The following is a 21,917-nucleotide window of genomic DNA, read 5'->3' as shown; positions in this document are numbered from 1 at the left end:
GCCCCCTCGGATGGTTCTCGGGCTTAGCGGAACAGCGACAGGATGCTCTGGCTGTTCTGGTTGGCGATCGAGAGCGCCTGAACGCCGAGCTGCTGCTGGGTCTGGAGCGCCTGCAGGCGGGTCGATTCCGCGTTCATGTCGGCGTCAACGAGCTGGCCGATACCGCGATCCACGGAGTCCATCAGGGTCTTGACGAATTCCGTGTTGGTCGAGATGCGGTTCTTGACGGCGCCGAGATCGGCGGCGGCCGTAGCCACCTTGTTGATCGCAGCGGTGACCTGCGCGATGTAGGTATCGAGCGTGGCCTGGTCGGTGGCCGCATCGGTCAGCGAGGTGATGGTCAGGTTAGCGACCGACACACCGCTGGTCGGCGTGTCCAGAATGCCGCTCGTGCCCGACGTGTAGAGCGAGTAGCTGGAGATCGTCAGGGTGATGGAGCCGATGGTCGGCGTGCTCTTGACGCGGGAGAACGACGACACCAGGTCGAAGGTCGCCGGGGTCGAGGCGGTCGCGCTCAGCCAGTTCACGCCGTTGAAGGTCGCCGCATCGGCGGTGTTCTTCATCTGCTGCTGGATCTGGGTGATGTCGGCCTGGATCTTGCCGCGGTCGATACCGGCGGTCTTGGCTTGGACCAGCAGCGACTGGAGCTTGGTCAGGCCGCCGGTCTTGTCGCCGACGACGGCGGTCAGGGCGGTATATTCGGTGTCGACGGTCGCGGCCGACAGACCGAGCGAGTCGGAGACTGCGGACAGCGCGGCGTTGTCGGCGCGCATCGAGGTTGCGATCGACCAGTAGGCGGCGTTGTCCGACGCGGTCGAGACGCGCTGGCCGGTCGAGATCCGGTTCTGCGTGGTCGCGAGCTGCGAGCTGACGTTGCGGAGGGTCTGCAGCGCGGTCATTGCAGACGAGTTGGTGAGAAGGCTAGAACCCATTTTGATGTCCCTTTGAGATTGATTGAGTGGGGACATACCGGACTTGCACCGGTACGACAGGGCGGCGTCATGCCTTTGGGCTGCTGAAAAGCGGTTAGGCCCAACCTGTCGTACGGCGACCGTAACGTGCGAAGCTTGTGCGAGGCTTGTGGCTCTGTGTCCCGACCGCAACAGAGCAGCCGAATTGAAGGCATGCGCGTAGCGTCAAGCCAAACGAAAGGGCCGCGCTTTGCGAGAAGCGCGGCCCTCCCCGGATTGTCGTTCGGCTTAGCGGAACAGCGACAGGATGCTCTGGCTGCTGTTGTTGGCGATCGAAAGCGCCTGCACGCCGAGCTGCTGCTGGACCTGGAGGGCCGCCAGACGGGTGGACTCCTGGTTCATGTCGGCGTCGACGAGCTGGCCGATACCGCGATCAACCGAGTCCATCAGCGACTTGACGAATTCCGTGTTGGTCGAGATACGGTTCTTGACCGCGCCGAGATCGGCGGCGGCCGAAGCGGCCGAGTTGATCGCAGCGGTGACCTGCGCGATGTAGGTATCGAGCACGGCCTGGTCGGTCGGTGCATCGTTCAGCGTGCCGATCTTCATGTTGGCGACCGACACACCGCTGGCCTGCGTGTCCAGAATGCCGCTGGAGGTCGCGGTGTAGAGCGAGTAGGCGGAGACCGTCAGGGTAATCGCGCCCGTGGTCGGCGTGCTCTTGACGCGGGAGTAGGACGACACAAGGTCGACCGTCGCCGGCGTCGAGGCGGTCGTGCTCAGCCAGTTCACGCCGTTGAAGGTCGCCGCATCGGCGGTGCTCTTCATCTGCTGCTGGATCTGGGTGATGTCGGCCTGGATCTTGGTGCGGTCGATACCGGCGGTCTTGGCTTCGACCAGCAGCGACTGAAGCTTGACCAAGCCGGAGTTCTTGTCGCCGATAACCGTGTTCAGAGCGGTGTATTCGGTGTCGACGGTCGCGGCCGACAGACCGAGCGAGTCGGAGACGGCGGAGAGCGCGGCGTTGTCGGCGCGCATCGAGGTCGCGATCGACCAGTAAGCGGCGTTGTCGGAGGCGGTGGCCACGCGCTGGCCGGTGGAAATCCGGTTCTGCGTGGTGGAGAGCTGCGAGCCCACAGACCGCAGGGTCTGGAGTGCGGTCATGGCGGTCGAGTTCGTAAGCAGTGACATTGCGATGTCCCTTTATGTACGCGTTACATTTTCACGAGGGGACATACCGGGCTTTCACCGGTACGGAGGGGCGGCATCATGCCTTTGGACTGAAGTGGGTGGGGTCCAACCCGCCGTGCCGCATTGCTAGCACGCCGAATCTTGCGCGCAGCTTAAGATCGGCTTGAATTTCTCAGCAAAATCATATGGTTAACATTACCCACCGCTAACCATGATGCGGTACTTCTCGCTAACCATAACCGGCCGCGCGGGCGGTCGCCGCCTTACGAGAACGACCGCACCAGGCCCGAGGCGAGCAGATTCCAGCCGTCGATCAGCACGAAGAACAGCATCTTGAACGGCAGCGCGAGGATCGTCGGCGGCAACATCATCATGCCCATCGACATCGTCAGCGTCGCCACGATCATGTCAATGACCAGGAACGGCAGCATGATCAGGAATCCGATCTCGAACGAGCGCCTGAGTTCGGAAATCATGAAGGCCGGAATGATGACGCGCAGATCGATGCGCTTGTCGTCGAACTTCTTGCGAAAACTCTCGGCGGCGAGCGCCTCGAAGGTCTGGAGATCCTTGTCGCGGACATGCGCCAGCATGAACTCGCGGAACGGATCGGTGATCTTCAGATAGGCCTCTTCCTCCGAGATCTCGTTCTTCATGAGCGGCTGGACGCCGGTCTCCCAGGCGCGGTCGAAGGTCGGCGCCATCACGTAGAACGTCATGAACAGCGCGAGGCTGATCAGCACCAGATTGGCCGGCGTGGTCTGAAGGCCGAGACCGGAACGCAGGAACGACAGCGCCACCGCAAATCGCGTGAAGCTCGTCACCATGATCAGCAGTCCCGGCGCCACCGACAGCACCGTGATCAGCGCCATCAGCTGGATGATCCGGCCGCTGGTCGAGCCGTTGCCGGGCGGCAGCAGCGAGTTGAGGTCCGGAATCTGGGCGAACGCCACCTCGGGCAGGACGACCAGGACCAGCGCGAGCAGCAGGACTCTCAATTTCACTGAATCACCAACGTCTCAATGATCAATTCGCGGACCTTGCCCGACGAGCGAATGTTGGCGCGCTCGGTCAGGTCGTCGCGCAAATGCTGGAGCCCGCGGGATCCCTCGAACTGGCCGACCGACGCCGACCGCAGATAGGTCACGATGTCCTCGCTGATATGGGCCGCCAGGATGCCGGCATCCTCGTCGCTCATGCTATCGGTCACCATGGAGGCTTCGATACGCGCCCAGTTGTTGGACGGTGCGCCGAGATTGGTCACGATCGGGGACAGTTTCCTGAGCCGCGCGCTACCGGCGTAACTCGTGGCAAGAGGCGGCGGCGCGGCGGTCTTCTTCGCGTCGGCGACGCGCTCCGCGGCCGCAAACAGATGCAGCCCGGCGATCGCGCCCGCGCCGATCGCGATCAGGGTCAGCACCACAATGGCCGCGATCAGGCGCATCACGTCCCCAGCCCTCGCGACGCGGCCCGGCCGCCGCTATTCTCAGAATGGTGCCACGGCGTCATAGATCCGATGTCCCCATCCGGGTTGCTGCACGTCAGACAGATTTCCGCGGCCGCCGTAGGAGACGCGCGCCTCCGCGATCTTCTCGTAGGAGATCGTGTTGGTACGCGAGATATCGCGCGGGCGCACGATGCCGCCGACGTTGAGCACGCGCATCTCGGTGTTGACGCGGAATTCCTGCGAGCCGCTGATCATCATATTGCCGTTCGGCAACACGTCGGTGACGACGGCCGCGATCGACAGCTTGATGTCCTCGGTGCGATCGATCTGGCCATTGCCCTTGATCTGGGTGTTGGTCGAGAGGTTGGCGTTGGCCTGGCCCTTGTCCTTCCATCCGGCCACGTCCATCAGCCAGTCCAGCCCGAACTTGACTTGCGAATCGCGCGAGCGGTCGGTCTTGTTGTCGAGCTTGGCCTTGTCCTGCATCGAGATGATCACCGTCACGACGTCGCCGGTGCGGCGGGCGCGGGGATCGCGGTAGAGATCGGTGCCGTCGTCCCAGGTCGAGCGATAGCTGACGGGCGTGTGAACGCGAGGCGTCACCGGGATCGGTTCGGCCTGCGTCCTGAGGCCGCTGCCGACCGGCGACAATCGCGGACCGGTCAGGACCTCCGCTGGATCATTGAAGCATCCGGCGAGGAGCACCGACGACAGCAGGAGCGAGAGGATGAGGATCGGCTTCTTCATCTATTTGGTCTTTCCGTCATCCACGCGGCGCATTCCGCCGAGCAGGTCGGCAAGGTGCGCCGCGCGCGCCGTATCCATCTCGTTGAAGATTGCGCTCGATGTCCTCGGGTTGAGTTTGGCGAGCACGGCGGCGGCGGTCTCGTCCGCCATGCCGGCGATCTGGGTGGCTGCGGCGTCCGGTTTCATGCGCGAGTAGATCTCGACGACCTGCGCTTCGGCCTTCTTCAGGAAGTCGTCGCGCAGCGCCATCCACTTCTCGTATTCGGCGCGCTTGGCCTCGACCTCGGCGATCCGCTCGCGGAGCTGGGCCTCGGCCTTTTCCAGCTCCTTGAGCTGCCAGGCCAGCCGCGCATCGACGGCGGGATCGGCAACGTTGCTGCAGAACAGCGCGACCTCGTTGTCCGCGGGCACGGCGGCCTGCGCCGGCGCAGGCTTCGGCGGTGCCGTGACGCTGCCGGGCTTGGCGGGACGTATCGGCGCGGCTGCGGGCGCCGGCGTCGGTGCAGGCGTCGCAGGGGCCGGCACCGCACCGGTGACCGCGGGACCTTGGTCTTCGGCCGCCCACGCCGTCGCGCGGATCGACGCATTGTCGCCCGATATCGGCGCCGCCGATGCAGACGGCTTCTGCGCTCCCACCGCGCGGCCGCGCGCGAACGAGAGCAGGTTGAGCGGCTTCGTCGGCTTGCCCTCGTCCAGCGCCAGCACGGGCGATCCGCCCGCAAACGCGAACGCCGCGACCAGGACGAGGAGTTTGGCTTTGTGATCCAGCTTCAGCATCGGGTCGCGTGCGATTCTCGGTCGAGACCTGAGCATTGAGCGACCAAGCTTGCACGACGCTTGTGCATCATTGCACGATGACGTCGGCCTGGAGCGCACCGGCGGTCTTGATGGCCTGGAGGATCGCGATGATGCCCGACGGCTTCAGGCCGATCTGGTTCAGGCCGCGCACGAGGCGCTGGAGATCGACGCCGCTGAGGATCGCCACCTGCGATCCGGCTTCGTTGGCCTCGACGATGGTCTGGGGCACGACGACCGTCTGCCCCTGAGAGAACGGCGCGGGCTGCGACACCACCGGAAGCTCAGTGACACGAACCGTCAGATTGCCGTGCGTCACGGCGACGGTCGAGATGCGAACGTCGCGTCCGATCACCACCGTTCCGGTACGCTCGTTGATCACCACCCGCGCCGGGGTATCAGGCTCGACCGTCAGCTCGCCGACTTCCGCGAGAAAGCGGACCGGCCCGACGTAGCGCGGCTTCGACAGCACGATCGTGCGGTAGTCGCGCTCGAAGGCGATCTGCGCCCGATAGCGGCCGCCGGCGTAGCGGTTGATGGCGTCGAGGATGCGCGTCGCGGTGACGAAATCGGGATTCTTGAGCTCCAGAACCAGGAACTCCATCTCGTGGAGACTTCCCTGCACCGCGCGCTCGACCAGCGCGCCGTTCGGAATGCGTCCCGCGGTCGGCGTGCCCTGGCTGACGTTCTGCGCCTGGCCTCCGACGCTGTAGCCGGCGACCGTGACCGCTCCTTGCGCCACGGCATAGACCGCACCGTCGGCCGCACGCAGCGACGTCATCACCAGCGTGCCGCCGAGCAGCGAGGTCGCATCGCCGAGCGAGGACACCGTCACGTCCATGCGCTCGCCGGGCCCGATCGAGGGCGGCAGATCGGCGGTCACCATCACGGCCGCGACGTTGCGCGTGCGCAGCGTGGTCGGACGCGGCGGATTGTTGGTGCTCGTTGTTTCGTTCCTGACGTTGATGCCCATGTTCTCGAGCATCGATTGCAGGGACTGTTCCGTGAATGGCGCGTTGCGGAGCGTGTCGCCGGTGCCGTTCAGGCCGATGACGAGGCCGTAGCCGACGATCTGATTCTCGCGCAGCCCCTTGATGTCCGCGATGTCCTTGATGCGGACGGCGGCCTGGGCGCTGGCGGCGGAGAGCAGGAGGACGAGCGCGAGCAGGAACCTGGTCATGACCCGTCCACGACCTTGACGGTGCCGTCCGGCTGGACGATGCCCCTGATGATCACGCCGGTATCGGTGTTGCGCACCGGGATCAGCGCGCCAGGCGCGCCCTGCTGCATCGCCGAGCCGTAAGTGACGATCGACAGGCCGCTGTCCTCGACCACGACCTTGACCATGGCGCCGCGTGCGACGGTCCAGGGCTCTTCCACCGAATTGGTCGGGATCGGCTGGCCCGGCAGCAAGTTGCGCCGCGCCATCCGGCCGACCAGGACCTGGCGTCCTTCGATGAACATGGCAACGCCGAGCACGTTCGGCGCGAAGACGCGCTCCGTGATCATGTCGTCCCGGATCAGCTCGCCGGCGCGGATCGACACGGCCGGCACGGGAAGCCGCTTCTCCTCGGCCACGGCGATGCGCGTGGAGACGAGAACCAGCAGCACGGCGGCCAGCCCGCGCACGATCAGGCCCACCCTGTTCAACATGGAAACACCGGAACTAGCGAAGGCCCTTCGATACGGTCGAGGCCATTTCATCCGAGGCCTGGATGACCTTGGCATTCATCTCGTAGGCGCGCTGCGCCGAGATCAATTCGGTGATCTCCTTGACGGGATCGACATTCGAGGCTTCGAGATATTGCTGGTTGATCTTGCCGTAGCCGGAATCGCCCGGCAGACCGACGACGGGCGTACCTGATGCCGTCGTCTCCCGATACAGATTGCCGCCGAGCGGCTCGAGGCCCGCTTCGTTAGCGAAATTGGCGAGGTTGAGCTGGCCGATCTGCCGCGGGTTGATTTCGGTATCGAGCTTGGCAAACACCTGTCCGGTCTGGTTGACCGTGACCTGCACCGTTCCCTGCGGCACCGTGATCGCGGGGTCGAGCAGGTAGCCGTCGATGGTGACGAGCTGGCCGTTGGCATTGGTGTTGAACGAGCCCGCGCGGGTGTATTGCACCTCGTTGTTGGGACCGAGCACCTGAAACCAGCCGCGGCCGTTGATGGCGAGGTCATAGGGGTTGCCGGTCTGCGTCAGCGCGCCCTGGATGTGCAGCTTGCGGATCGCCGCCGACTTGACGCCGAGGCCGAGATTGGCGCCTTCCGGGATCGGCGAGGAGCCGTTGACGTTCGCGACGCCCTGCATGCGGTCCATCTGATAGAACAGATCGGTGAATTCCGCGCGCGCCCGCTTGTACGAGGTCGAGTTGATGTTGGCGATGTTGTTCGCGATGACTTCGATGTTGGTCTGCTGGGCGTTCATGCCCGTGGCCGCAATGGCGAGCGATTTCACGATCGTCACTCCCTCAGATCAAATCGACATCCGAACGACTTCTTGGTAGGCCTGCACGACCTTGTCGCGGACTGCGACCGCCGTCTGCATAGCCTGCTCGGCCGACATCAGCGCCTCGACGACCTTCCGCGTCGACTCCTTGCCCTGCATCGCCGAGATCGACGCCGCCTCGCCCGCCTTCAGCGTGCCGATCGCGTCCGTCGTCACCTGCTTCATCACCGACTCGAAGCCGAGATCGTCGCCTGCCTTGACCGCAGTCGGCGCCGCCGGCGCGATAGCCTGGGTCTCGGTCGCGCGGGACGCGGCCTGCCCAGCGGAGATCGCGGTGGATGAAATCGCTTCAAGCATTGTCAGCTCCTCAGAAGGTCGATGGTCATGCCGAGCATCGAGCGCACCTGCTTCACGACCTGGAGATTGGCTTCATACGACCGGTTGACTTCGCGCATGTCCGCCATCTCGATCATCATGTTGACGTTCGGCAGCTTGACGTAGCCGGCCTTGTCGGCGGCGGGATGGCCCGGATCGTACTCGACGCGATAAGGCGTGGTGTCGACGCCGATCTCCTTGACCTTCGCGAGCTGGGCGCCGGAGGCACGGTCCATCGCGGCATCGAAGGTGATGGTCTTGCGCTGATACGGATCGGCGCCGGCCGTGCGGCCGGTCGACGTGGCGTTGGCGAGGTTTTCCGAGACGATGCGCATGCGCGTCGACTGCGCTTCGAGCCCGGAGCTCGCGACCGTCAGAGAAGCACTCAGTGCGTCCAGCATGTCAATTCACCTCAGGTCTTCGCGCTCGATAGCAGCATGCGGTGGAACGACCGCACGACGGCCGCGTTCATCGAGTAGTCGCGATTGACGTCGTTGCCCTTGATCATTTCCTGCTCGACGCTGACCGAGTTGCCGGAGTGGACCACTTCCCAGCTGTCCTTCTTGGCGGTCGCGCGCGTGTCGGTCTCGGCCGCGGACAGCTGCAAGTGCGACGGCGATGTCGTCGCAAGCCGGACCGGCATCGTGTCGAGCACCTTGTTGAAGGGCTCGACGTCGCGCGCCTTGAAGCCCGGCGTGTTCGCATTGGCGACGTTGGTCGCGATGGTCTGCTGGCGGAGTTCGAGGTAACGCGCCTGCGACGATGCGAGTTCGAAGAGATAAAGCGGTCCCACGACAGCCCCATTCTGGTCCATTCGGGAGAACCCTAGGGCGTTAAGCTTTCGTCAAGCTGTTGCGCGAAGCGCCATCCCAGGAAATCTACTGGACCTTCTCGGGCCGCGGCGCCTGCTTCGACTGCAGGAAGTAGATGATCTCGGCGACGGGCCGGAAGAATTCGGCCGGAATCACCTGATCGACCTGAACCGCCTCGTAGAGCGCGCGCGCCAGAGCCTTGTTCTCGATCACCGGAATCCGGTTCTGCTCGGCGACTTCGCGGATCTTCAGCGCGATCACGTCCATGCCCTTGGCGACGACCAGCGGCGCCGCGTTCTCCTCGCGCTTGTAGCGCAGCGCGATCGCAAAGTGCGTCGGGTTCGCGATCACGAGCGTCGCGCGCGCCGCCGAGGCGATCATCCGCTGCCGCGAGCGGTCACGCGCCAGCGAGCGCAGGCGGGCCTTGATCAGCGGATCACCCTCGGCCTGCTTGTGTTCGTCCTTGATCTCCTGCTTGGTCATGCGCAGCTCGCGCCGCCAATGGAAGCGCGCCCAGGCGAGATCGATCGCGACCAGGACGATGGTGGCGATGCAGATCGCCGAGACGATCCGCATCGCGATGCTGAGGATCATCTCCGGCAGCGCGACCGGATCGGTGTACATCGCCTCGAAGGCTTTCGCCTCGGACGAGCGCAGCACGAAGGCGACGACGGCGGTCACCGAGGCGAGCTTGAACATCGACTTGGCGAACTCGACGAGGCCTTGCGTTCCGAACAGCCGCTTCCAGCCGCTGAGCGGAGAAATTCGCGAAAAGTCCGGCATGATGCGCTGGAGAACCAGGTTGGGCGCATTCTGCAGCAGCGAGGCCGCCAGCCCGAACACGGCGAGGATGACGAGCAGCGGCGTCAGAAACCGCAGCGCCTCGAGCCCCACGACCGTGAGGAGGTTCTGCGCATCTGCCGCCGTGCCGAGCGGGAATCCGTCGGGGTCGTCGAGAAGACCCTTCAAGGTCAGCGTTATTTGCTGCACGCCCCGACCGATCAGGAACGTCAGGATCACCATCAGCGCGGCCATCAAGGCGAAGATGGGCGCCTCCCGAGAGACCGGAATGTTGCCCTGTTCGAGCGCATCGCGGACTTTCTTCTCGGTCGGCTCTTCTGTCTTGCTGTCCTGATCGGATGTTTCTGCCATGCCCGTTCAGCGGTCAGCGGAAGACCAGCTCATCCTCCTGGTCGGGGTTGAGCTCGATCTCACCCTTCTCCGCGAGGTCGAGCGCGAGGTCGGTGATGACGCGGCGCGCCTCCAGCACGTCGCGCTGGTTCGACGGCTCGCCGATGGCAAGTTCGCTCTCGACGACACGGCGAACGCGCGAGGCAACCGCGGACAGGATGGTTTCGCGGAAACGCTTGTCGGTGCCCTTCAGTGCGACGACGATGCGGTCGGTCGGCACCTGGTCGAAGATCATGGTGCGCGCCTTCGGGGCCAGATTGATGACGTCGTCGAAGGTGAACAGCAGCTCCTTCAGCACTTCGGCCGACTTCGGCCGCTTCTCCGACAGGCTCTTCAGCATGTCCTCGATGTGGCCGCGCTCCATCTTGTTGATGATGTCGGCGACGCGGGCATAGGTGTCGGCGCCGAGGTTGCGGGCGAAGTTGAGCGTCAGATCCTCGTGCAGTGTCTTCTCGAGGACCTTCATCGCGTCGTCGACGATCGGCTTGAGACTGAGCACGCGCCGCATCAGCTCGTTGCGCAGGCTCGACGGCAGCTGGCTCATCACCTTGGCAGCGCAGGACGGCTTGACCTTGGACAGGATCAGCGCCGCGGTCTGCGGATGCTCCTTGGAGAGGTAGGTTGCCAGCGAATTTTCCGACACCGACGACACGCGGTCCCACACCGAGCGGCTCGAATTGCCGAGCAGGTCCGACATGATCGCCGTGACCTGGTCGGCCGGAAGCACGTCACCGAGCACGGCCTCGAGCCCGCCGAGCGTGCCGAGGATGTTGGCGCCCATCGAGAACTGCTGGGCGAATTCCTCGACGATCCCCTCGAGCTCCTGCGCGGTGATCGGTCGCAACTCGGCCGCGGCCTTGGTGACGATGCGGATATCCTGGGGCTCGAACTGCGCGAGCACGCTCGCGGCCGCCTGCCGGCCCATGGCCAGCAGGAGTGCCGCGACCTTTTCCGTTCCACCCAGCGTGGCAACGCCTCGCTGCTTGATGGGAGCGACCTGTGCCGCCATGGTCAGGTATCACCCTGCCCCAGCGGTCCGACGATCTCCGTGAGCGAGACGCCGAAGCGGGAGTTGTCCTCTTCGACGACGACCACCTCGCCGCGGGCGACGATGCGGCCGTTGACCACGACGTCGACAGGCTCGCCGACCCGGTGGTCGAGCGGGACCACCGCGCCGCGGCCGAGCTTCATCAGGTTCGCAACCGGAATGGTCGCCGAGCCGAGCACCACCTGCATGGTGACGGGAATCCGCATGATGGCATCGACGTTGGCGAACTTGCCGGTCTCCTCGGCCGTGCGCGCGGCAATCTCGGCCAGCCGCTCCAGCGGAGACGCCTCGGTCTCTTCCGATGCAGATGCAGACTCATAGTCGAAGGATTGCGCCATGTGGTATCGCCTCTTGGTAGTTCCGCCCCCGCAGCGCCGCGACGCTCCGGTCGTATGTGTTCAGCCTGCTCCGGCTTCAATGCTTGTTCACGTCGGCGCCGCCTGTGGCGGACGCGAGCCCGCTCCTCGCATCGAGTGCCGCAATCGCCTCGTGAGCCTGATCGATCTTCGTGCTCAGCACGTTGGCGAGCCGCCCGAGATTGGCGGTGGAATCGTGCGCAGCGGTGATGACGGTGTCGAAGGCGCCTGCCGTCTCGTGGACGATGGTCGAGAACTCGCCCTGGTAGCTGCGCAAGCGCGCGAGCTCGCGGTGCATCCGGGTCACCCGCATGCTGGTGAAGGCGAGCGCAATCAAGAGCACAGCATCAACGAGATAGGATATCATCGACGAACTCCCGTTTCTGATCGACGGGATCTGCCACCTGCATGGCATAATAGCCATCGAGCTGGCCGATCTGACACCAGAACAGCACTTGGTTGTTGCTTTCGAGACGGGCCAGCGTGCGCGGCGTGGCTTCGAGCTCGAGCACCTGGCCGACGTGGAACTTCACGACATCGTCGAGGGTTATCATCTTCTCGTCGAGCACGGCAGTCAACGTCACTTCGGTCTTGTTGACCTCGCTCTCCATCTGCTCGCGCCAACGCGGATCGGACGCCCGGCCGTCGCTGACGACGACATGTGCGAGCTTCTGGCGCAGCGGGTTGAGCGCAGAGTGCGGAATGATCAGGAACATCTGGCCGCCGCGATAGAGCGCCTGCACCATCATGTTCGCGCAGATCGACATGTTGCTGCTGCGGCCGATCGCCAGCGACGCCATCGCCGTCTCGACCCGCTCGACGCGGAAGGTGACGTTGGACGTGCCGGCAAAGGCGCCCTGCAGCGCCTTGGCGAACCGCTCGAACAGCGCCTGGACCAGGCGGATCTCGATGTTCGAGAAAGTGCGCTCGACATCGAGCGGCGGCTCGGCCCCGTCGGAGCCGAACATCGCCTCGACCATCGTGAACACGAAGTCGCGGTCCAGCATGATGATGACGCGCGAATCCCACTGCTCGGCATAGAGCACGGCGGCGACCGCGTTGCCCTCGTAGTCCTTGATGATGTCGCCGAGGGGGTCGTTGGTGATGCCGTTGACCGAGAAATAGCACGGCGTTCCGGCCATCGGTTGCAGGCTGTCGGTGCACGATGCCGCCATGCGATCGAAGATCACATTGAGCATCGGCATGCGTTCGATCGAGATACCCGCCGCATCGAGCAGGTAGTTCGGCAGCTGCTTCCGCTGATCGACCTCGACGTCTTCCATCGTCATGCGCGGGCCGCCTTCGGTTCAGCCTCGGTCGGGACAGCCTTGGGGCCCGCGATCGTCTCGTTCTCGACGACGTCGATCGAGGGACGCTCACTGCTCGAGATCATCTTGCGGCCGTGCTCGACCGCGATCTGCGGCATGGCGCCGTTCATGAAAGCCAGCAGCGTCTGCTTGACGATGATGTAGGGCCTGCACTTCTTCTCGCGCGTCATCTTGATCTTGATCGCGAAGGGCGAAAGCACACCGTAGGAAATGAAGATGCCTGCGAAGGTACCGACCAGGGCCGCGCCGATGAAGCCGCCGAGCAGCTTCGGCGACTGGTCGAGCGCGCCCATCGCCTTGATGACGCCGAGCACCGCGGCGACGATGCCGAGCGCCGGCATCGCCTCGGACACCGTCACCAGCGCATGGTAAGGTGCCAGCTTGCCCTTCACGATGGTGTGGATCTCCTCGTCCATCAGCGCTTCGATCTCATGGGTGCGCGCGTTGCCCATGATGATGAGACGGACATAGTCGCAGATGAACTGGAGCAGCGACGGGTCGCCGAGCACGCTGGGGAACGCCTTGAAGATCTCGGACGACGAGGGATCGTCGATATGCGCTTCCACCTCGTTGCGGCCCTTGCCCCGCAGCTCACGCATCAGGGCGTGCAGCGCCCCGAGCAGGTCGAGGTAATAGCGCTGTCCCGGCACCGCGTTGGTGATGGCCTGCATGCAGGCAACCCCGCTGTCGACGACCGTCTTCCACGGATTGGCCAGGATGAAGGTGCCGACCGCGGTGCCTATGATGATCACGAATTCCCAAGGCTGCATCAGCACGGCCAAGTGCCCGCCCATGGCGGCAAAACCGCCGAGCAGCGCCGCTACCGTGATGAAAATCCCCACGAAACTGCCCAACACGCCGCTCCATCGCCGATCCCACCGGGAATATCTAGTCGGCGACGCTTGCGCGAAGCTGGCTTGCCGCATCGCCAGCCCCGCGCAAGCAATTGGCGGCAGCTTGGGACAGGTCGCAAAGGCGGCCAAAGGGGCGCGTGCCATGCTATCGACCATCGCGGACTACACCAGATTGACCACGGACATGAGCAAGTCGATGACGCAGGTCGCGACGCAGCCCGATGTCAGCCGCGATACCGATTACTTCCTCAGCCATATCGGCAACGTGAAGACGATCGACGACTTCCTGAACGACTACCGCCTCTATTCCTATGCGATGAAGGCCTACGGCCTCAGCGACATGACCTATGCCAAGGCGTTCATGCGCAAGGTGCTGACCGAGGGGGTCTCGGACAAGGACGCTTTCGCCAACAAGCTCTCCGACACCCGCTACCGGCAGTTCGCTACCGCCTTCAATTTCGCCGCTCTCGGCGACCGGGCGACCTCGACCACCGCGGCCACGACCGGCACGGCAACCCAATACGTCACGCAGACGCTGGAGGAGAACGCCGGCAACCAGAACGAGGGCCTGCGGCTCGCGCTCTATTTCACCCGCAAGGCCTCCACGATCACGAACGCCTACCAGATCCTCGCCGACAAGGCGCTGACCCAGGTGGTCCAGACCGCCATGGGCTGGTCGTCGACGATCAGCTCGTCCGACATCGACGCCCAGGCCAAGATGATCACGGACAAGATCGATCTCACCGAGTTCCAGGACCCGATCAAGGTCACCAAATTCGTGCAGCGCTTTGCCGCGATGTGGGATGCGACCCAGGCCCAGAGCGACAACTCCACCAACCCCGCCCTGGTACTGATCGCCGGCGCGTCGACATCGGTGAACCTCGATACCGACATGCTCACGACGCTTCAGAATATTCGATTCAACAGGTAAGTCATGCAATCGGCTCTCTATGTGGGATTGTCGGCGCAGGTCGCACTCGAAAAGCGCCTCCAGACGATCGCCAACAACGTCGCCAACGTGAACACGTCGGCGTTCCGCACCGACGTGGTGAAGTTCGAGACGGTGCTGTCCAAGGCCGGCGCGAACCCGGTCGCCTTCTCCTCGCCCGGCGACAACATCATCTCGCGCGAGCAAGGCAGCATCACCGAAAGCGGCAACCCGCTCGACGTCGCCGTGGTCGGCCAGGGCTGGATCGCCTTCGCCGGCCCGAACGGCACGGTCTATACCCGCGACGGCCGCCTCCAGATCGCTCCCAACGGCGATCTTCAGACCGTGGCCGGCTTCCCGGTCATCGACGCCGGCGGCGCGCAGATCACGCTCGACCCGAACGGCGGACCGATCTCGGTCGCGCGCAGCGGCGCGATCACCCAGGACAACAACGAGATCGGCACCATCGGCCTGTTCAACATCCCCGCTGATGCCAATCTCGAGCGCTACGGCAATTCCGGCGTCACGCCCGACCGGCCTGCGACCGCCATCGCCGATTTCTCCCGCGACGGCTTCAAGCAGGGGTATGTCGAGGGCTCCGGCGCCAATCCGATGATGGAATTGACGAAGCTGATCGCGGCTTCGCGTGCCTTCGACGGCACCAATTCGATGATCGAGGGCACCGAGAGCTCGCTCCAGAACGCAATCCGGACGCTGGGCGAGCCGGGCAAATAGACCTGCAAGTAGTTTGCGCCGCGCGCGCATTGAGGGTGGACGGTTTCCTTGAACGCTCTTCGGCAACTCGAGTGGGCGCTGCTGGAGCTTCAGCAGAGCACTCCCCTGGCCAGCGTCAGCGGCGCGATCTCCGAGATCGCGCCGACGCATTTCCGCGTCTCCGGCCTGTCGCGTTTCGTCAGACTCGGTGAACTCATCGGCGTCAATTCCGGCGGCAAGCCGCAGATCGGCGAGGTGGTGCGGATCGACAGCGACGGCATCATCGCAAAGCCGTTCGACCGGCAATTTGCCGGTGGCCTCGGCTCCGTCGCCTACCGGATGCCGCCATTGTCGTTCGCGCCCGATCCGAGCTGGAAGGGCCGCGTCATCAACGCGCTTGGCGCCCCGCTGGACGGACAGGGCCCGCTCACGCCGGGGTCGCGCGCCGTCTCGGCCGAGGCCGAGGCGCCGTCGGCCATGAAGCGCGCGCGCGTGCACAAGCCGCTGCGCACGGGCGTGCGCGTCATCGACCTGTTCGCCCCGATCTGCGCCGGCCAGCGCGTCGGCATCTTCGCCGGCTCCGGCGTCGGCAAGTCGACGCTGCTTGCGATGCTCGCCCGCAGCCAGGGCTTCGACACCGTCGTGCTGGCGCTCGTTGGCGAGCGCGGCCGCGAGGTGCGCGAGTTCATCGAGGACGTGCTCGGCACCAACCGCAACCGCGCCGTCACCATCGTATCGACGGGAGATGAAAGCCCGATGATGCGGCGGCTGGCGCCGAAGACGGCCATGGCCGTCGCCGAATATTTCCGCGACAAGGGCGAATCGGTGCTGCTCGTGGTCGATTCGATCACCCGTTTCGCCCACGCCGCCCGCGAGGTCGCGCTGGCCGCCGGCGAGCCCGCGGTCGCGCGCGGCTATGCACCGACTGTTTTCACCGACCTGCCCCGCCTGTTGGAGCGCGCCGGCCCCGGCGAGGAGGGATCCGGTTCGATCACCGGCATTTTCTCCGTGCTGGTCGACGGCGACGATCACAACGAGCCGATCGCCGACACCATCCGCGGCACGCTCGACGGCCACATCGTGCTTTCCAGACACATCGCCGACCAGGCGCGCTATCCGGCCGTGGACGTGCTGGCCTCGGTGTCGCGCCTCGCCCACAACGTCTGGGACCCCGAGGAGCGCGAATTGGTGAGCAAGCTGCGCACCATGATCGCCAAATACGAGGACACGCGCGACCTCCGCCTGATGGGCGGATATCAGTCGGGACGTGATTCGGGCCTTGACCAGGCCATCGACATGGTACCGAGGATCTACAGCGCCATGCGGCAAGACGCCTCGGCTCCGCCGAGCGCCGATCCGTTCCGCGAGCTCCGGGACATGCTCAGGGGTGAGTAGCGCATTTTCGGTTCTGTTTGAATCAGAACCGAAGCTCTTGTTTTGACGCATTTTCTTCACGCGAACCGGCGGCCGTTTCGCTCGAAAACGCGTTAGCAAAGGTGCGCAATTGGTGCCCGCCACTGCAGCCATGCTCATGATCTAGACAGTCGATCATGCGTGCCGCCACGCTCGCCGCGCATGTGCATGCATCATCGCCGACATTTCCGTCGCAAGCACGTCATCCATTCGGTCGAGATTCGCGTGGCCAGGTTGAAAGTGATCCAACCGGCCCCATTTTGCGGGTATTACGGCAACAACCGCTGCGTGCAAACCCTGCGAGTTCCCTTGGCGATTCTCTTGCGGATCGCACAAGTTGTGGACGGCGCGCCGATGCGGATCGTCGCCATGCACAAGCTTCGATCACGCTGCTCCGACAACAGACGGCAATAAGCGTGCAAACAAAACCATCGTATATTTGCGCGCAGGCCGCTTGTTATACTGCATATTGCGATCACCATCATGTGTCCCGAAGCGCGATGATTGTCTTGAACGTGACAATTGCTTCGAGCGACATCCAGTCTCCTTGGGTGTCTTGACTTGATTTTGTTGGGAAGCTCATTCATCGTTTCGGTGAACATAAAGAAACGTCTGCGTGTGACTTGAACTTCAGGGGCTTCGGTTGAACAACTCCGATCCATCGTCCGCCAGTGACGGCAACTCGGGCTTTCGTTCGACGACGCCACGATTGGCCTACCATCGGCGACGCCGCGTCTCGCGTCGCGGCTTGCAATCCCCGTCAGTCCAAGTCGGGTGCCGAGCAGTCCGTGCTTTCGCGCGGACGCCGGGCATGACGCGCGAGTCGGACATTGCGGGTCATACGGCCTCCCGTAAAAGATTCGTGTGCATCGGCGGAATGCGGCTCCGGGGCGCCGCAGAAGTGATTCCCGGGGCGAGGTAAATCCATGCCGTTGGCACGTGAGGCTGTCGAGCTGCTGGTTCAGGCGGCGAGAGCTTGGTATTTCGAGGGCAATCAGCACGGGTTGCGCGATCGGGAATGGATGGCGCTGCGCTTTCTTGGCCGCGCCAACAGGTTTTCGCGCACGCCCTCCGCGCTCGCCGGCTTCATCGGCGCCACCAGGGCGACTGCGTCGCAGATCGTGAAGACGCTGGAGGGCAAGTCCTATTTGGTGCGAAAGCCCTCGCACGAGGACAAGCGGTCCGTGGTGCTCCATGTCACCGCGCAGGGCGAGAAATGCCTGAACCAGCACGACCCGATCAACCATGTGGTGAACGCGGTCACGGCGCTCGGCACCGAGGAGTGCATTCGCTTGCGCGACTCGCTTCGCGAGATTCTCAATCATCTCGACGCGGCCCATCAGCGGCTCGACGCCAGCATCTGCCGCGACTGCATGTTCCTTGCCGAACGCAGCCCTGGCCATGCCGGCACCAGCAAGGGACGCGCAGCGGCCGAGTTCATGTGCCGGTTGTATCGGGCCCCGATTTCGCTCGAAGAGACAGAGCTGCTCTGCACCAGCTTCGAGCGCACCCGCGATCGCCCGAAGATCGAGGAGCATCTCGACCGTGCGCGCGTGGCGAGCCAGGGATGAGACGCGCATAGTCTTCCGGAGTGTCGCGAGCCCCACCGCGCTCGCAGTGACGGAATACGAGGCAGTATCGCAATTTTCGGAACGGCGTCGTAGGATGGGTAGAGCGAAGCGAAACCCATCAACTCTCGTGAACGCCGAGGCATGATGGGTTTCGCTTCGCTCTACCCATCCTACGGCCTCGCGGACACAGCTTCACAATCTCGCGGCGCAATTCGCCCGAGCTTTGCTTGATCTCTCCACCCTCGAAGCCAAGAGGGCGCAGGGAAGGCCGGGTGCCGGCTCGCACCCGCGGTCCGCAGCGCGAAAGGTAGCGCAAGGAAACCGCACAGCAGCATACAGGTGAAGCCCAACACACGGCCTTCCCTGCGCGATGGTTGGACGGCTTATGCCGTGCTCTCCCGGGAGCCGAGTTCGTTCTGGCCTCCCTCGCCCTTACAGAAGTCGCCGGCAGCGCGCCGGTTGACGCGACTGCCGCATCCGCCAAGGCTTGACCGTAGCAACGACGGCCAGGACCACACGGTTTTGCCGTACGCACGGCCCGCTATTCGCCGCAGTTTTCCCAGCCCTGTCGACAGAGCCGAAAACTTACAGGCGAGACGAACCTGACAGCGCCGTCCGTCCGCACGAAGCCTTAGGGCTCACGGAGAGCAATCCGCCCTGCCCCTGGCCACTCGCGCCCCGACGCTGCCGCGTCCACCGCAAAGCCCGGCTCGCGAACATGACGACCACATGATCGCCCCTCAAGGATGAGCCGGGATGGGCGACACATACGACAAATCCGAATTTCGGTAAAGCGGAATATTTTCCGCCATGGGGTTGACGGGGAGCGACACATGCCGAGCTCCGTAGCCCGGAGGGAGCCAACGGGTCGGCGCGAAGCGGCGCCCGATGACAGGCTCCGCGCAATCCGGGGCCGCTATCGCTCGTGGCAAGAACCCGGATTACGCTGCACTCCCTCCGGGCTACGAATCTCCGTCGGGGGCTACGAATCGCCTGCATCGCCGACTGCGCCCCCCAAAAAAAACACCCGGCGGTTGCCCGCCGGGTGCTTCGTCGAACTGCTTTCGACCGAACTTACCAGTTGCGCTGAGCGCGGAGCAGCAGGGTGAACGAGTCCTGATCCTTCAGCTCGTAAGTCGCGGCCGGCTTGGCGACCGGGAAGTTGGTACCGCCGGCAATGACGCCAGCATACTTCTGGTCGACGTGGGTCCAGGTGAAGTCGCCCGAGAACGTGAGGTTCTTGACCGGGGTCCAGCGGGTGATCAAGCCAACCTGACCGATGTTGAAGTCAGGGTTGCACGAGGTCACGCCCGCAACCGACGAGAAGATGCCGCCAACGCCGCAGAGGAATGCCTTAGTCCCACCACCGAACTGGGCAGCCGCGTAGGCACCGTAGATCGCGGTGTTCCAGTAGGGATCCCAGTTGTGGGTGTAAGCGCCACGGAAGCCCCAGGTCTTGACGCTTTCCTGGGAGCCGCCCGTGATGAACGTGGTGTCCGGAGCGGTAACCGCGGCGACGCTCTGGTAGGCAACGCCCGAGCTGCCGTACATGAGGTACGAGCCGCCCGCCAGGTTCTGGAAGTTGTAGCGGGTGGCACCGTCGGTGTAGACGCCCGAAATGTTGATCACGTCACCCGCACCGGTCGGGATGTTCTTGATCGACAGAGCGAGCTGAACCGCCCAACCCCACTTGTCGTCGGGGTGGCCAGTCGGTTCGGTCGCGCCGTAGTAGGCAACGTGGTTGTCATGCGCAGCCACCGACGCCTGGAAGAGACCCCAAGCCTGATCGACACGCACCATACCGACGAGGTTCGGCGAACGCGAGCCGCCGATGGCGTTGGCACCCAGCGCACCAGTGGTCAAACCGGCGATAGCAGCAGCACCAGCAGCGCTGCTAATGTTGAGGTTGCCGGCCTGATAGTACGCAGTTGCGTCTTCAGCCGAGAACGCCGCCGTCACGCCCTGACCGAAGTCAGCGGTGTAGGTGAACTGGTTGACACCCGTAACGGTGCCCGAGCCGCCGACGAGACCGTCGAAGTTGTTGCCGGGATAGTTGGTCCAGGGCGCGTCGAACTGCGACACGGCCTTACCCATGGTGAAGCCGGCGAACTGGATGAAGGCGTAGTACACGCCGAGCGAACCGCCCGAGGTGCCGCCGTCAGTCGGGTTGATCGACGAACCGACCAGAGCCGGGGTCGCACCAGCGTTGTTGAGGGCCAGCGTGCCGGTATAGGCGGTGCCGCCGAAGCCAGAACCCGTGCCCTGATAACCGCCGGTGGTCCAGGAGAACGTCGCATCGAAGAAGGTGCGGACGACGCCGTACTCGGTTGCGGTGCGCGTGTCGATGTTGAGATCTTCACGAGCGCGCATGGTGTAGTAGTTGCTCAGGCGATTGCGCCCACTGGCAGGCGAGGTGCGCTGCGAGTCATAGATGCTGTTAGTGTTCAGACCAATTTCAGCGCGCAGATAACCACCCAGCTTGATGCAGGTGTCAGTGCCCGGGATGTAGTAGAAACCGGCACCGTACAGGGAGCAGATCCTCACGTATTCGACCGCCTTGGCCTTCACGGGAAGATCGGCTGCGAACGCGCCGGAGACGGCCATCAGGCCGGCTGCCGAGCCGAGAAAGAGCGTCTTCGTCAACTTCATTAGTAAACCTCCAGATGTCGGTTCAGGGGGCCGGGTCCTCGCTGGAGGCCGCGTTACCCACATCAATTTCCGTTCAATTCAGGTCCGCACTGAAGGTCCGGACTGAAACGACAGTGAGGTGCCCCCCCTCCGTCGTGCTTCACGTATAGTTTATAAAAACAATGGCCTCAATTCATTGATTGAATGAAGCGCAAGTTCGGAAGAGGATGTTGCCGCCAAGCAACAGGGGTGTTTTGCGGCCGGGGAATCACTGAAAACAAAAGAAAAAGCCCTCAGGGGGCATCCCGAGGGCTTTCTTGGAGGTCTCACATTGCTAGCTGTCGACGTGGTCAAGAGCAGCAAACTTTGAGTGGGACAACGTGTAACTCAATTAATTGTTTTCTGCAAGTGCTGAACGACCGAATAGTTTTCGCGGCACGACAGGCAGCCACGCCTCCCGCACGCTATGCACGGGACACGTGCCCAATATCCCGGTACAAAGATCTACTTTGCTGACCTGTCTGATTTCCTTCTGCCTGAGCGATCCCGGGACCACATGATTGAGAAGAGGCTCGACAGAGCCATTACGGACTTCATTTGGAATGTCGTCGAAATCCACTCTCAGCTCGAGGACATCCACGCCAGCTGGGCCACCCTGCTAGGCATTACCGAGCCGCAGTGGCTCATCTTGATGGCCATCACCGAACTCGATGGGGGGCGCGGCGTCGCGGGAATCGACATCGCGAACAAGCTGCGGATCCATCCGGCCTTCGTGACCAACCAGACCAAGAGCCTCGAGAAGGGCGGATTCCTGTCGCGGCGACCGGCAGCCGACGACGCCCGTTTCGTCCTGATGTCGCTGACAGAGAAGGCGACGACGGAAATCGGCAAGCTCTCCAAGAGAAGGCTCGCCTTGAATTCGACCATGTTCAATGAGCTCGATGAGGAGACCTTGGCCGATTTGAATGCTGCGCTGGCCAAGCTCGCCAAGAATGCGCGGCTTGCTGCGCGATTGCTGGCCATCGACGCTTCGTGATCCGCCGACGTCGGGCGCAGGACCGCCGGGCCATCGCTGATCGTCGTCACGCCGCGCCGGAGCGCGCCTGCACGCGATCCTCTCTGATCCGGCTGGAGCGTTTTCGAGCGAAGTGGACGCCGGTTC

At 63.9% G+C, this 21,917-nt stretch carries 24 protein-coding genes; 5 read left to right on the top strand and 19 right to left on the bottom strand.

The features are described 5' to 3' along the window. Positions 1-23: 23 nt before the first annotated feature. The 18 genes from AAFG16_RS10480 to motA all read right to left on the bottom strand — a co-directional run bounded on the left by AAFG16_RS10480 (position 24) and on the right by motA (position 13,501). On the bottom strand, positions 24-932 hold the full coding sequence (locus AAFG16_RS10480; RefSeq protein ID WP_342739051.1) for a flagellin: 909 nt from the start codon (positions 930-932) through the stop codon (positions 24-26). A gap of 267 nt (positions 933-1,199) precedes the next feature. Further along, positions 1,200-2,102 (bottom strand): flagellin, encoded by a 903-nt coding sequence (locus tag AAFG16_RS10475; RefSeq protein ID WP_283084463.1) that lies wholly within the window; start codon positions 2,100-2,102, stop codon positions 1,200-1,202. A 263-nt stretch (positions 2,103-2,365) separates the two neighbouring features. Then, positions 2,366-3,106, bottom strand: a complete 741-nt coding sequence (gene fliP, locus AAFG16_RS10470) for a flagellar type III secretion system pore protein FliP (RefSeq protein ID WP_283084462.1) — start codon at positions 3,104-3,106, stop codon at positions 2,366-2,368. Continuing rightward, on the bottom strand, positions 3,103-3,546 hold the full coding sequence (locus tag AAFG16_RS10465; RefSeq protein ID WP_283084461.1) for a flagellar basal body-associated FliL family protein: 444 nt from the start codon (positions 3,544-3,546) through the stop codon (positions 3,103-3,105). The genes fliP and AAFG16_RS10465 overlap by 4 nt, the downstream gene beginning before the upstream one ends. A 42-nt stretch (positions 3,547-3,588) precedes the next feature. After that, positions 3,589-4,296, bottom strand: a complete 708-nt coding sequence (flgH, locus tag AAFG16_RS10460) for a flagellar basal body L-ring protein FlgH (RefSeq protein ID WP_283084460.1) — start codon at positions 4,294-4,296, stop codon at positions 3,589-3,591. Continuing rightward, complete coding sequence (locus AAFG16_RS10455) at positions 4,297-5,073, bottom strand: MotE family protein (RefSeq protein WP_283084459.1); 777 nt, start codon at positions 5,071-5,073, stop codon at positions 4,297-4,299. A gap of 67 nt (positions 5,074-5,140) precedes the next feature. Continuing rightward, positions 5,141-6,271 (bottom strand): flagellar basal body P-ring protein FlgI, encoded by a 1,131-nt coding sequence (flgI, locus tag AAFG16_RS10450; RefSeq protein ID WP_283084458.1) that lies wholly within the window; start codon positions 6,269-6,271, stop codon positions 5,141-5,143. After that, complete coding sequence (gene flgA / locus AAFG16_RS10445) at positions 6,268-6,744, bottom strand: flagellar basal body P-ring formation chaperone FlgA (protein ID WP_283084457.1); 477 nt, start codon at positions 6,742-6,744, stop codon at positions 6,268-6,270. The genes flgI and flgA overlap by 4 nt, the downstream gene beginning before the upstream one ends. A gap of 13 nt (positions 6,745-6,757) precedes the next feature. Further along, positions 6,758-7,546: a flagellar basal-body rod protein FlgG gene (flgG, locus tag AAFG16_RS10440; protein WP_283084456.1), complete on the bottom strand. Its 789-nt coding sequence runs from the start codon at positions 7,544-7,546 to the stop codon at positions 6,758-6,760. An 18-nt stretch (positions 7,547-7,564) separates the two neighbouring features. After that, on the bottom strand, positions 7,565-7,894 hold the full coding sequence (locus AAFG16_RS10435) for a flagellar hook-basal body complex protein FliE (protein WP_283084455.1): 330 nt from the start codon (positions 7,892-7,894) through the stop codon (positions 7,565-7,567). 2 nt (positions 7,895-7,896) lie between these two features. Further along, the gene (gene flgC / locus AAFG16_RS10430; protein ID WP_212348702.1) at positions 7,897-8,313 is read right to left on the bottom strand and encodes a flagellar basal body rod protein FlgC; all 417 of its coding nucleotides are present in this window, start codon (positions 8,311-8,313) and stop codon (positions 7,897-7,899) included. 11 nt (positions 8,314-8,324) lie between these two features. Further along, complete coding sequence (flgB, locus tag AAFG16_RS10425) at positions 8,325-8,726, bottom strand: flagellar basal body rod protein FlgB (RefSeq protein ID WP_283084454.1); 402 nt, start codon at positions 8,724-8,726, stop codon at positions 8,325-8,327. Between the two features lie 64 nt (positions 8,727-8,790). Next, positions 8,791-9,876, bottom strand: coding sequence for a flagellar biosynthesis protein FlhB (gene flhB, locus AAFG16_RS10420; protein WP_283084453.1), 1,086 nt, complete (start codon positions 9,874-9,876; stop codon positions 8,791-8,793). 13 nt (positions 9,877-9,889) lie between these two features. After that, positions 9,890-10,924: a flagellar motor switch protein FliG gene (locus AAFG16_RS10415; protein ID WP_342739050.1), complete on the bottom strand. Its 1,035-nt coding sequence runs from the start codon at positions 10,922-10,924 to the stop codon at positions 9,890-9,892. Between the two features lie 2 nt (positions 10,925-10,926). Next, entirely contained in the window at positions 10,927-11,301 is a 375-nt protein-coding gene (fliN, locus tag AAFG16_RS10410; protein WP_283084451.1) for a flagellar motor switch protein FliN, read from the bottom strand. Positions 11,302-11,377: 76 nt separating this feature from the next. Then, positions 11,378-11,686 carry a hypothetical protein gene (locus AAFG16_RS10405; protein WP_027565133.1) on the bottom strand — a complete coding sequence of 103 codons (309 nt, stop codon included), beginning with the start codon at positions 11,684-11,686 and terminating at the stop codon, positions 11,378-11,380. Continuing rightward, complete coding sequence (locus tag AAFG16_RS10400) at positions 11,667-12,608, bottom strand: FliM/FliN family flagellar motor switch protein (RefSeq protein WP_283084450.1); 942 nt, start codon at positions 12,606-12,608, stop codon at positions 11,667-11,669. Before AAFG16_RS10400 ends, AAFG16_RS10405 begins: the two co-directional genes overlap by 20 nt. Then, positions 12,605-13,501, bottom strand: a complete 897-nt coding sequence (motA, locus tag AAFG16_RS10395; RefSeq protein ID WP_283084449.1) for a flagellar motor stator protein MotA — start codon at positions 13,499-13,501, stop codon at positions 12,605-12,607. The genes AAFG16_RS10400 and motA overlap by 4 nt, the downstream gene beginning before the upstream one ends. A 142-nt stretch (positions 13,502-13,643) precedes the next feature. Here motA and AAFG16_RS10390 point away from each other — a divergent pair, with 142 nt between their 5' ends. The 4 genes from AAFG16_RS10390 to AAFG16_RS10375 all read left to right on the top strand — a co-directional run bounded on the left by AAFG16_RS10390 (position 13,644) and on the right by AAFG16_RS10375 (position 18,127). After that, complete coding sequence (locus tag AAFG16_RS10390) at positions 13,644-14,432, top strand: DUF1217 domain-containing protein (protein ID WP_342739049.1); 789 nt, start codon at positions 13,644-13,646, stop codon at positions 14,430-14,432. Between the two features lie 3 nt (positions 14,433-14,435). After that, positions 14,436-15,164 carry a flagellar basal-body rod protein FlgF gene (flgF, locus tag AAFG16_RS10385; protein ID WP_283084447.1) on the top strand — a complete coding sequence of 243 codons (729 nt, stop codon included), beginning with the start codon at positions 14,436-14,438 and terminating at the stop codon, positions 15,162-15,164. 48 nt (positions 15,165-15,212) lie between these two features. Continuing rightward, the gene (gene fliI / locus AAFG16_RS10380; RefSeq protein WP_283084446.1) at positions 15,213-16,538 is read left to right on the top strand and encodes a flagellar protein export ATPase FliI; all 1,326 of its coding nucleotides are present in this window, start codon (positions 15,213-15,215) and stop codon (positions 16,536-16,538) included. 944 nt (positions 16,539-17,482) lie between these two features. Next, positions 17,483-18,127 (top strand): MarR family transcriptional regulator, encoded by a 645-nt coding sequence (locus tag AAFG16_RS10375; protein ID WP_283084445.1) that lies wholly within the window; start codon positions 17,483-17,485, stop codon positions 18,125-18,127. A 1,074-nt stretch (positions 18,128-19,201) separates the two neighbouring features. On the opposite strand, the gene AAFG16_RS10370 is transcribed toward AAFG16_RS10375, so the two are convergent. Beyond that, positions 19,202-20,776, bottom strand: coding sequence for a porin (locus AAFG16_RS10370; protein WP_283084444.1), 1,575 nt, complete (start codon positions 20,774-20,776; stop codon positions 19,202-19,204). A 535-nt stretch (positions 20,777-21,311) separates the two neighbouring features. Between AAFG16_RS10370 and AAFG16_RS10365 the strand changes: the two genes are divergently transcribed. Further along, positions 21,312-21,791: a MarR family transcriptional regulator gene (locus AAFG16_RS10365; protein ID WP_342740886.1), complete on the top strand. Its 480-nt coding sequence runs from the start codon at positions 21,312-21,314 to the stop codon at positions 21,789-21,791. Positions 21,792-21,917: the final 126 nt, after the last annotated feature.

The sequence above is a fragment of the Bradyrhizobium sp. B117 genome (assembly GCF_038969555.1).
Classification (GTDB): domain Bacteria; phylum Pseudomonadota; class Alphaproteobacteria; order Rhizobiales; family Xanthobacteraceae; genus Bradyrhizobium.
Note: the sequence above shows the minus strand (reverse complement) of the source record. Positions and strands in the feature narration are given on the sequence as shown.

Bases quoted from the DNA above. Each gene is read 5' to 3' on its own strand.
- AAFG16_RS10480 (WP_342739051.1), bottom strand. From the start codon at position 932: ATGGGTTCTAGCCTTCTCACCAACTCGTCTGCAATGACCGCGCTGCAG.
- AAFG16_RS10475 (WP_283084463.1), bottom strand. From the start codon at position 2,102: ATGTCACTGCTTACGAACTCGACCGCCATGACCGCACTCCAGACCCTG.
- AAFG16_RS10465 (WP_283084461.1), bottom strand. From the start codon at position 3,546: ATGCGCCTGATCGCGGCCATTGTGGTGCTGACCCTGATCGCGATCGGC.
- flgH (WP_283084460.1), bottom strand. From the start codon at position 4,296: ATGAAGAAGCCGATCCTCATCCTCTCGCTCCTGCTGTCGTCGGTGCTC.
- AAFG16_RS10455 (WP_283084459.1), bottom strand. From the start codon at position 5,073: ATGCTGAAGCTGGATCACAAAGCCAAACTCCTCGTCCTGGTCGCGGCG.
- flgI (WP_283084458.1), bottom strand. From the start codon at position 6,271: ATGACCAGGTTCCTGCTCGCGCTCGTCCTCCTGCTCTCCGCCGCCAGC.
- flgA (WP_283084457.1), bottom strand. From the start codon at position 6,744: ATGTTGAACAGGGTGGGCCTGATCGTGCGCGGGCTGGCCGCCGTGCTG.
- AAFG16_RS10435 (WP_283084455.1), bottom strand. From the start codon at position 7,894: ATGCTTGAAGCGATTTCATCCACCGCGATCTCCGCTGGGCAGGCCGCG.
- flgC (WP_212348702.1), bottom strand. From the start codon at position 8,313: ATGCTGGACGCACTGAGTGCTTCTCTGACGGTCGCGAGCTCCGGGCTC.
- flgB (WP_283084454.1), bottom strand. From the start codon at position 8,726: ATGGACCAGAATGGGGCTGTCGTGGGACCGCTTTATCTCTTCGAACTC.
- flhB (WP_283084453.1), bottom strand. From the start codon at position 9,876: ATGGCAGAAACATCCGATCAGGACAGCAAGACAGAAGAGCCGACCGAG.
- AAFG16_RS10415 (WP_342739050.1), bottom strand. From the start codon at position 10,924: ATGGCGGCACAGGTCGCTCCCATCAAGCAGCGAGGCGTTGCCACGCTG.
- fliN (WP_283084451.1), bottom strand. From the start codon at position 11,301: ATGGCGCAATCCTTCGACTATGAGTCTGCATCTGCATCGGAAGAGACC.
- AAFG16_RS10405 (WP_027565133.1), bottom strand. From the start codon at position 11,686: ATGATATCCTATCTCGTTGATGCTGTGCTCTTGATTGCGCTCGCCTTC.
- AAFG16_RS10400 (WP_283084450.1), bottom strand. From the start codon at position 12,608: ATGACGATGGAAGACGTCGAGGTCGATCAGCGGAAGCAGCTGCCGAAC.
- AAFG16_RS10390 (WP_342739049.1), top strand. From the start codon at position 13,644: ATGCTATCGACCATCGCGGACTACACCAGATTGACCACGGACATGAGC.
- flgF (WP_283084447.1), top strand. From the start codon at position 14,436: ATGCAATCGGCTCTCTATGTGGGATTGTCGGCGCAGGTCGCACTCGAA.
- AAFG16_RS10375 (WP_283084445.1), top strand. From the start codon at position 17,483: ATGCCGTTGGCACGTGAGGCTGTCGAGCTGCTGGTTCAGGCGGCGAGA.
- AAFG16_RS10370 (WP_283084444.1), bottom strand. From the start codon at position 20,776: ATGAAGTTGACGAAGACGCTCTTTCTCGGCTCGGCAGCCGGCCTGATG.
- AAFG16_RS10365 (WP_342740886.1), top strand. From the start codon at position 21,312: ATGATTGAGAAGAGGCTCGACAGAGCCATTACGGACTTCATTTGGAAT.